The organism is Mycobacterium sp. 050128, assembly GCF_036409155.1.
Lineage (GTDB): Bacteria > Actinomycetota > Actinomycetes > Mycobacteriales > Mycobacteriaceae > Mycobacterium.
Genome location: NZ_JAZGLW010000022.1, coordinates 1 through 8543, shown reverse-complemented (window position 1 = coordinate 8543; position 8543 = coordinate 1). Strand labels below are relative to the sequence as shown.

9 protein-coding genes and 2 pseudogenes are annotated in these 8543 nt (G+C 61.7%); 9 read left to right on the top strand and 2 right to left on the bottom strand.

What is annotated here, in order from left to right; genetic code table 11:
• Positions 1-71: 71 nt before the first annotated feature.
• Positions 72-275 carry a helix-turn-helix domain-containing protein gene (locus tag SKC41_RS31490; RefSeq protein ID WP_080691110.1) on the bottom strand — a complete coding sequence of 68 codons (204 nt, stop codon included), beginning with the start codon at positions 273-275 and terminating at the stop codon, positions 72-74.
• Positions 276-470: 195 nt separating this feature from the next.
• On the opposite strand from SKC41_RS31490, the gene SKC41_RS31485 reads away from it, so the two are divergent.
• The 9 genes and pseudogenes from SKC41_RS31485 to SKC41_RS31440 all read left to right on the top strand — a co-directional run bounded on the left by SKC41_RS31485 (position 471) and on the right by SKC41_RS31440 (position 8124).
• Positions 471-1292: a 2-keto-4-pentenoate hydratase gene (locus tag SKC41_RS31485; RefSeq protein WP_226069254.1), complete on the top strand. Its 822-nt coding sequence runs from the start codon at positions 471-473 to the stop codon at positions 1290-1292.
• Between the two features lie 328 nt (positions 1293-1620).
• Positions 1621-1858 (top strand): annotated as a pseudogene (locus tag SKC41_RS31475) (4-hydroxy-2-oxovalerate aldolase); the annotation flags it as partial.
• A 226-nt stretch (positions 1859-2084) separates the two neighbouring features.
• Complete coding sequence (locus SKC41_RS31470) at positions 2085-2411, top strand: helix-turn-helix domain-containing protein (protein ID WP_418287980.1); 327 nt, start codon at positions 2085-2087, stop codon at positions 2409-2411.
• 24 nt (positions 2412-2435) lie between these two features.
• Entirely contained in the window at positions 2436-3335 is a 900-nt protein-coding gene (locus SKC41_RS31465; RefSeq protein WP_042910185.1) for an alpha/beta fold hydrolase, read from the top strand.
• Positions 3335-4654, top strand: a complete 1320-nt coding sequence (locus SKC41_RS31460; RefSeq protein ID WP_330981538.1) for an aromatic ring-hydroxylating oxygenase subunit alpha — start codon at positions 3335-3337, stop codon at positions 4652-4654. Before SKC41_RS31465 ends, SKC41_RS31460 begins: the two co-directional genes overlap by 1 nt.
• Before the next feature lie 14 nt (positions 4655-4668).
• Positions 4669-5172: an aromatic-ring-hydroxylating dioxygenase subunit beta gene (locus tag SKC41_RS31455; protein ID WP_226069255.1), complete on the top strand. Its 504-nt coding sequence runs from the start codon at positions 4669-4671 to the stop codon at positions 5170-5172.
• A gap of 36 nt (positions 5173-5208) precedes the next feature.
• Positions 5209-6441 (top strand): Gfo/Idh/MocA family protein, encoded by a 1233-nt coding sequence (locus SKC41_RS31450; protein WP_330981537.1) that lies wholly within the window; start codon positions 5209-5211, stop codon positions 6439-6441.
• 48 nt (positions 6442-6489) lie between these two features.
• Positions 6490-7434, top strand: a complete 945-nt coding sequence (locus tag SKC41_RS31445) for an extradiol ring-cleavage dioxygenase (protein ID WP_054585634.1) — start codon at positions 6490-6492, stop codon at positions 7432-7434.
• A gap of 294 nt (positions 7435-7728) precedes the next feature.
• The gene (locus tag SKC41_RS31440) at positions 7729-8124 is read left to right on the top strand and encodes a DUF732 domain-containing protein (RefSeq protein ID WP_042910189.1); all 396 of its coding nucleotides are present in this window, start codon (positions 7729-7731) and stop codon (positions 8122-8124) included.
• A gap of 35 nt (positions 8125-8159) precedes the next feature.
• Here SKC41_RS31440 and SKC41_RS31435 read toward each other — a convergent pair.
• Positions 8160-8450 (bottom strand): annotated as a pseudogene (locus SKC41_RS31435) (integrase core domain-containing protein); the annotation flags it as partial.
• Positions 8451-8543: the final 93 nt, after the last annotated feature.

Here is an 8543-nt window from a genome sequence, read left to right as displayed (position 1 = left end):
TGGCTCTACCGGAGCGAGTGTTCACCCGCCACCGGCAACCCACGTCCAATTGCAGCCCGAGGCCTTCGGCCTCAAGTCGCCTCCATACCGTCTAGTTGACCAAGGTCGGATAGCGGTAGCCCCAGTACGACCCCGTCGCTGCGGCGTTCCAACGTGTGCCGGCCCAGTTCACGGGTCAGTCGGTGCACAGTGGATTTGGCGAGCCCGGTCCGGCGAGCAAGTTCAGTTGTTCCAAGCGGCCGGCGTTCACTGTCAAAGGCTGCCAGGATCGCCATCGCGCGGGCAGCACCGATGGTGGGAAATCCTGGTTGTCGTGCCGCTCAGTGGAACCCATGGCTTGCATTGTCGCCCCTGGCAAAGGCACGGTCCAAGTGCGGCGATAAACGTCTACCGCGTTCGCGAACGGTTTCAGGCCCGCGAAGGTGCGATTGCCGCGGTGTTTTGCGGCGATGAAGGCAGGCGGCGATAACGTGGACCAAAGTAGTGAGATCACCACCACCCGGGCGCGAGCGGAGTCGGTCGAGCTACTGCTGGCCGCGTATCGTACCGGCGAGCCAATTGACCCGTTGACTGACCGCTTCCCGGGCCTGACCGTCGACGACGCGTATGCGATCCAGGTGGGCCAGGTCCAACGGTGGCAGGCCGATGGCGCGCTGATCAAGGGTCACAAGGTGGGGTTGAGTTCAGCAGCTATGCAGCGCCAGTTGGGGGTCGGCCAGCCCGACTTCGGGCACCTGACCGATGCAATGTTTTTCCTTGAGTCGGAGCCGATCGACTCGTCGAGGTTCTTGGCGCCGAAGGTGGAGCCGGAGATCGCGTTCGTGCTCGGCAAGCCGCTGGCCGGGCCGGGGGTCACGGTCGCCGAGGCGATGGCGGCGGTGGCGTTTGTGACTCCGGCACTGGAGATCATCGATTCGCGGATCCGGGGCTGGAACATCAAGCTGGTGGACACCGTCGCTGACAACGCGTCCTCGGGCGGGGTGTTGTTGGGTAGTAAAGCTACCCCGCTTTCGCAGGTGGATGTCCGGTTGGTTGGTGGTGTGCTGCACCGCAATGCGGAGCTGATCGGTACTGGCGCTGGTGCTGCGGTCCTGGGTTCGCCGCTGAACGCGTTGGTATGGTTGGCCAACATTCTTGGGCCGCGCGGGGTCGTTCTGGAGGCCGGGCACGTGGTGCTGCCCGGCTCGGTGATGGCGGCGATTCCAGTAACCGCTGGGGATGTGGTGACGGCAGAGTTCGCCGGGATGGGCTCGGTGACCGCCACGTTCGCCAAGGAAGGTGGCATCCGATGACCACGGTGGGCGACGCCCCGCGCCGGGCGACAGCGCGATCGTCGGGCCCGGCAATATCGGAACGACCTGCTGGCGAAGCTGCGGCGGGAGCGAGTACGTCGACGTGCGGGGTACATGGTCGGGGGTAGATCCGGCGTCTGACGGGCTGGCCCGGGCGGCCGCGCTGGGTTTGCAGGCTTCTGCCGGAGACTGGCTGTTGGCCCAGGACCTGCCGGCCCCGGTGCTCGAGGCGACCAGCATGTCAAGGCGCACGTGGCGAACGCCGTCCGCTACGCCGAGGCTGGCATCACGGCGATCGACGTCTTGATCTTGTCGCGATCGGTAGGAGGCGGAAAATGCGCGGATCGGGGTGCTGCTGTTGCCCGGCCTCGGCACGGTGGCCCGCACAGCCATGCACTGCGCTGCGGCCGACGTGTCGATCCAGCATTTCGGAGCCGCCCGCGACTTCCGCATGGAGACTGTCGGTTTCCTGCTGCCCTCCCACATGAATCCCGCTCGCCGAGCAGGCTCATCATGGTCGACGTCCGGCTTGCCAATGCGTCTACGTGATGGATTCCGCGGGCGCGCCATTGCCCTGGGCCGAGCGCCCGGGGCTGGTCCGTCTCGGCGGCGGATCGCGAAGTGGGGGGTGTTCCGTACCTCAGCAAACAACTGGGCGCGAGGTTGCAAAACCTATCGGCGTGGCGAAGCCGTCGGATTCGTGCCCGCACTCCATTCGTTTGGCTGTGCGCCAAATCAGCGATCGATCTCTATCCGAACAGGAGCGGATCGCCATAGCCGATCTGCGCCGCAATGGCGTTGAGTATCCGGCAGATCGCCTCCAAGCTTGGCCGGGCGCCGTCGACCGTATCGAGGGAGTTGCGCCGCAACAGCCGCCGAGACGGCCGGTACGGGGCGTTCGAAGCGCACCGCGGGGCAGTCCAACGCAGAGCCCGTCGCCACGCGGCGGATCGACTAGAACCCTGCCCTATGCGACCTGATCGCCGACCTGCTCGCTCAACGGTGGAGCCCGCAACAGATCGCCCGGCCAGTTCCTTGCCCCGTCGCGGTGATTTATATGCCGTCCTAAATTTCTTGGTTGCAGATATTCGGGGACTTGTGATAAGCATTAGGCGTTAACTCAAACTACGTGAGGGTGCACCATTGCTGCAGAACCGGTCAATCTGGCTGAACCTGCTCGGGGCGGAGACGCGCTTTGTGGACGTGGCGGGGATCCGAACGAGAGCAATCCAAGCAGGGGAGGGTCCTGATCTGGTTCTGTTACATGGTGGGGGTGGTCACGCCGAGGCCTTCGCCCGTAACGTCTTGCCGCTCGCACGCAACTTTCGTGTGCACGCGCTCGATTTGCTCGGCCACGGTTTCACAGGTGCGGGCGAAGGGGCCGCGGAGCGCACAGACTATGTGAATCACCTCCTCGGCTACATGGACGTTTTGGGTATCGGCCGAGCGCACCTTGTCGGTGAGTCGCTTGGCGGCTGGGTCGCGGCCTGGACTACGAAAGAACGCCCCGATCGAGTGGACCGATTGGTCTATGTGTGCGGCGCGCGGCTGACGCTTCAGGTCGGCGTTGATGCGGAGGCCCGCACCGCTGCGGGGCGGGCGGAGCTTGGCCGGCTCACCAAACAGTTCCTAGCCAACCCGAGTCCGGCCACGGTGCGGGAGCGAATGGCCTGGCTATTTAACAAGCCTGAACGCGACCTAACCGATGAACTGGTCGAGCTGCGATGGCAGTTGTACCAGAACGCGAGCGCGCAGTCTGCGCTCTCCGACGCGACCGCTCCGCCCTCGGCGGCCACCGCCGAGGACAACCTCACGGCCGAACGGCTTGCCGACATCACCCGGCCCACACTGGTACTTTGGACGAGCCACAACCCGTCGGCAACTGTAGAGTTCGGACGACGCGCGGCCGAGCTCATTCCTGGAGCCAAATTCGCATTAATGGATGATTGCGGTCATTGGCCGCAGTGGGAACGTCCAGCCCTGTTCAACCAGATCCTCACCGACTATCTTGGTGGCGGTCGCGAATTCGCAGAGCAGCGTTGATGGAGACGATCATGTCCCAAGAAGCGACGCCGACGCCCTTGGTCGATTCGTCGGCTTTCTACGACGAAGCGGTCTACCAACGAGAGCTCAACGTGATCTTCAGGCGCACATGGCTATTCGTGGGTCACGAGTCGATGATCCCGAACCCGGGCGACTTCATCACGACGTACATGGCCGATGACGCGGTCATCGTATGCCGCGATAAGGAATCCAACGTTCGTGTCCTTCTTAACAAGTGCCGCCATCGGGGCAACAAGGTCTGCCAATTTGACAAGGGCAACGCCAATATCTTCCGCTGTAGCTACCACGGCTGGAGCTACAACACCGACGGCCAGCTGCGCCACGTTCCATTAGGCGAGAGCGCCTATGGGGCGCTGTTCGACAAAGACAACATGAGTCTGGTGTCCCCACGGGTGGCTACCCACAAGGGTCTCATCTTTGCATGCTGGGACCCGGCCAGCCCGTCGCTGAGCGACTACTTAGGCGAGAGCTTGCTTTGGTATCTCGACAATTTTCTGCTGGACAGCGACCCGCAGGGTCTGCAGGTCGTACCGGGCCTGCATCGCTACTTGATCCCAGCCAACTGGAAGTTGTTGGCGGAGAACTTCGGTGGCGACCAATACCATTTCGGCGCGACCCACGGATCGGTCACCGCTCTGGCGAACGGCAAGCGGCTGTCCCGCATCAATTTCTCAATCGACGAGGGAACGCACTACAGTGTGGTCGCCGCGGGTGAGGCTCCCCACGGGTTGTTGCAGCTAGCGGTCGGTGACAACTTCTACCAAGATGATCTCGCCCAGGCCGACACACTCGGCCCGGAGGCAGTTGAATGGCTGCGGGAACGCTATCGCCGACAGAGTGCACGACTGGCGGGAAACGCGGTGCAGCCGTACAGCTTCCATGCAGCCAATATTTTTCCGAATTTCAGCATGATTGGACTGGGAACAGCGTTCTACGGTCGTGGATTCGTCCTTTGGCAGCCTCGGGGCCCGCGGTTGACCGAAGTGTGGGAGTGGTGTTTGGTGGAGAAGTCAGCGCCCCCTTCGGTCAAGGAGCGCATGGTCTTCGTCTTGAGTCAGCGGCAATCGGCGGCGGGCCTGGTCGCACCGGATGACCACGAGAACTTCGAGCGCCTCACAGACGCACTCGACACAGGCGTCGCCCGCGAAGTGATGTTCGATTACTCGCTCGGCCAAGACGTCGAGCCCGCCGAGTCCCTGATAGCAGAGCTGCCCGGCAATGTCCGCCCGCAGATCAGTGAAAGTTACCAGCGGGAGTTCTATCGGCACTGGCTTCGGGCAATAACGGAGTTGGGCTGACCGTGGAGACTGGCATGTTGGATCTCGACCTGCGGCTGCGCGTCAACGAATTTTATGCCCGCGAGACGATGCTGCTCGATGACGGTCTGATGGCCGAGTGGCTACAGACGATGGTCGCCAAGGATGTGCGTTACGTTATGCCCTTCCCGGAATCCAGCACGCATCCGGACACTCGAGATGAGGGCCTACCGCCGTTCTTTCTCTTCAACGACGACTATGAGTCCCTGAACCTGCGGATCGCCAGGCTGGCAACAGGGCTTGCGCCTGGCGAGACGCCGCGCACGATCACCCAGCGGATCGTCAGCGACATCCTGGTGACTGACGGGGACGATCGCGAGGTGGGTGTCCGGTCCAGCGTCATGGTGTTCCTCGTGCGCCATGAGCGCCATGAGAACCTCTTTGCAGGCAAGCGACAAGACGTCCTGCGTCGCGACGAGCACGGTGGGCTGCAGCTCGCAGCGAGGGTAATCACGCTGGCCCACAGCGTGTTACCGCGAGCGATATCAATTTTCTTCTAATGCCCGCGCTCGCTAATCCCACAGAGAGGTTCGTCGGTGACGGATAGAGCTCCAGCACGCGAACTGGGCCTAGGATTTCTCGGAATCGGCCAGGCAGTAGCACGGATTTTTCAACAGTACCCCGACATGTCGTCGCTGCCGTATCGGGTGGTGGCCGCGGCCGACACCCGGGCGCAGGCGCTGGCCCGCTTCGCCGATGAGTTCGGCTGTCGAACATATACGGATGTAGAACACCTTTGCGCCGACCCCAACGTCGAGGTGGTTTACATCGCCACACCACCCGAGCTGCACCATGAGCATGCCCTCATGGCGGCTCACCACGGCAAGCACATGATCGTGGAGAAGCCGCTGGCATTGTCCGTCGAAGAGTGCGCGGAAATGGTCGATGCGGCGGATGAAGCAGGCGTCAAAATGATGGCCGGACACACACACAGCTTTGACGCTCCAATTCGTGCCATAGCTGATCTGGTGCGCAGCCAGGAGCTCGGCGAATTGCTGATGGTGAACACGTGGAACTTCAATGACTTCAACCGGCGGCCTTGGCCGACCTCCGAGCTGCGCGCGACAAGCGGGCCGGTCCTCAACCAGGGGCCCCACCAGGTGGACATCGTCCGGCAAATCGCCGGTTCTGCGGTCAGAAGTGTACGCGCGTCAACGGTCTGGGACGATGTTCGGGAATGCGTTGGAGGGTACACGTGCCACTTGGAGTTCGAGTCAGGGGTGTCGGCCACACTCGTCTACGACGGCCACGCATACTTTGACACCGCAGAACTGCACTCGTGGGTGGCAGAAGACGGCGGCGTCCGCAGACCGGATACCAACCTGCGCGTCCGTCGCAACTTCGAGCAGCTAAGCCTTAACGCCAACCAACTGGAAACGGCGCTCGAAGCCCAGAAGGAGCAGGGCCGTTATGGTACTGACACGGCCACCGATGACTCTCGGGAAATATGGGGCTATTCCACGTCGGGTGAGATCGTGAACCATCCCTACTTCGGCCTCACCGTGGTTAGCTGTGAACGCGGCGCCATCAGACAATCGCCCGACGGCCTGGTGGTGTACGGGCAAGACGGATCAAGGGAGATACCTGTCGCGCGGACGATGCGCGGGCGGGCCGCCGAGTTGGCTGAACTGCACCAGGCGATCACGCAAGATCGTCCGGTTCAGCACGACGGCCGGTGGGGACGGGCAACTCTCGAGGTGTGCTTCGCAATACTTCGATCAGCCCATGAAGGGTGCGAAGTTCTTCTCTCGCAGGAGATTTGGCTGTGAACGGAACTGACAAACCCTCAAAACTAGAGACTTATCCCAGGGGGAGCCGTGGGTGAAATCGTCGCGGGATATGCATCCTCGCATGCCTTCACCTTCATCGAACCCGACGGATGGGAAGAATTTCGGAACAAAAACCGAGAAAACTACGAACGACGTCACGGACGGGTCGCTACGTGCCCACCAGGTGAATACGACGAATCATTTGAAGCCGCTGCGGCGCGGTACGCCCGGATCCAAGGCGGACTTCAACGATTGCGAAACAATATTCGGCGTGATCGTCTGGATTGCCTCATCGTCATCGGTGACGACCAGAATGAGAACTTCGACGGATCGGCACTTCCGCAGATTGCGATTTACACAGGAGCAGATTTCATTCTTTCCGAACGATTTTCCTCCGTCTCCCGGCACTGGGCAAGTGCGTCTTCCCTAAGTCAGGACGTGTATGAACAGACGGTCAAGTCGGGGTTCGACGTCACCGGCGTGGTGGAATTCCGTGAGAAGACCTTGCGCTCGCATGCGCATGGTGAGATCTTGGCGCACATCCTCGGAGACCACGCAATCCCTGTCGTGTTGATGTTCCTTAATGCCATTCATATGCCGTCGTTGTCGCCGAAACGTTGTTTCGCTTTGGGCTGCGCAATCGCTGACGCGGTGCGACTATGTCGTCCCGCTGATGAGCGGGTAGGCGTCTATGCGTCGGGGGGGCTGTCGCACTTCACGGCCGGATACCCATGGGTTGCCTACGATGGACCGTACGTTCACGGCTCGATTGACGAAGACTTCGATCGCCGCAGTCTGGAGTTCCTCGCCGCCGGGAAGGGTTACGAGTTGAGCAACCTGGCCTCCGATGACCTTCTTGCGAGCGGCAATATCGAGTTAAGATCGTGGATCTGTGCATCCGGAGCTGTGGGCGGTCAGACGCCCTGGACTAGTGTCTATGAGCCGATTCCGCGAGCACTGATGGGTATGGCCGTCGCTTGGACCAAACCATGACAGTGACTCGCTATCGGGTCAGTAGGGGTGATATCTAGTGGGTAGCAAGTCGGTTGTCGGATTGAACCGCCTGGTGAAGTAGATGGCGGCCGATCGGCCTCTGGCCGAGGGAAAAGGAATAGACCCCGTCACCTATCTGCTCGTGCGAGCTGGATGTCTCCGAGGCGACTTATCGTTATGTCATATAGGCGTGGCGATGACCATGCTGAGCCCAATCACGTCGTATCTCGACCGAGCGTTGGCTGTCATCGGATCCGTTGCGGCTATACCGGCCGCTCCTTCGAGTGCCCGGTGATGAAGCGAAGCACGTCACTGGCGGTCGAGTTGTTCACTGCCGCGGTTGTCTTGGGCGGAGTCGCGCAAACGAGTGCGCCTCGGGCGCATGCCGCGCCGGCGCCCGAGGTGGAGTATGTCTATGACGTAGCGGTGCGGCGCCATTACAATTTTCCGAACGATGACGCGATCGGCTATGGCTATGTGATCTGCAACAAGGCCAGCCAGGGGAACAGCTACGCGCAAATCATCGGCGACGTGAAGAGGGACGTCACCCCCAACGACGAGTTCGCGGCCAATTACCTCGTCTCATATGCGGTCAATATTTTGTGCCCAGCGCAGATCTGGCAGCTGCGGAACTCAGCGGCGGGCTACCAACCACCCGGTGGCGAAACCGGGCCTAGTACTTATCACTGAGTACGGGTCTGCTGCACCGATAGGTGACAGTTCCTTCACGCGGCCTGACTGGCCGGTGTGGTCATGATTGCTTCGAATTCGATGGGGGTCAACCTGCCGAGAGCGACTTGTCGTCGGCGACGGTGGTAGGTGCGTTCGATCCAGGTGACGATGGCGATGCGCAGCTGCTCGCGGGTGTCCCAGCGGCGGCGGTCGAGGACGTTCTTCTGCAGCAGGGCAAAGAAGCTCTCCATGGCCGCGTTGTCACCGGCTGCCCCGACGCGGCCCATGGAGCCGACCATGTCGTGGTGGCCCAGGGCGCGGACGAACTTTCGGCTGCGAAATTGACCTGATTCAACCGGTCGATGCAACACCGGCTTGTTGGAGTGAGAGTAGTTGCTCGTTGAATGCTTCGGCGGGTGTCTTCCACCCGAGTGTCT

What these genes read in the sequence shown, in the direction of transcription:
- SKC41_RS31490 (WP_080691110.1), bottom strand. Translation starts at nt 275, where the DNA reads ATGGCGATCCTGGCAGCCTTTGACAGTGAACGCCGGCCGCTTGGAACA.
- SKC41_RS31470 (WP_418287980.1), top strand. Translation starts at nt 2,085, where the DNA reads ATGGCGTTGAGTATCCGGCAGATCGCCTCCAAGCTTGGCCGGGCGCCG.
- SKC41_RS31460 (WP_330981538.1), top strand. Translation starts at nt 3,335, where the DNA reads ATGGAGACGATCATGTCCCAAGAAGCGACGCCGACGCCCTTGGTCGAT.
- SKC41_RS31455 (WP_226069255.1), top strand. Translation starts at nt 4,669, where the DNA reads ATGTTGGATCTCGACCTGCGGCTGCGCGTCAACGAATTTTATGCCCGC.
- SKC41_RS31440 (WP_042910189.1), top strand. Translation starts at nt 7,729, where the DNA reads ATGAAGCGAAGCACGTCACTGGCGGTCGAGTTGTTCACTGCCGCGGTT.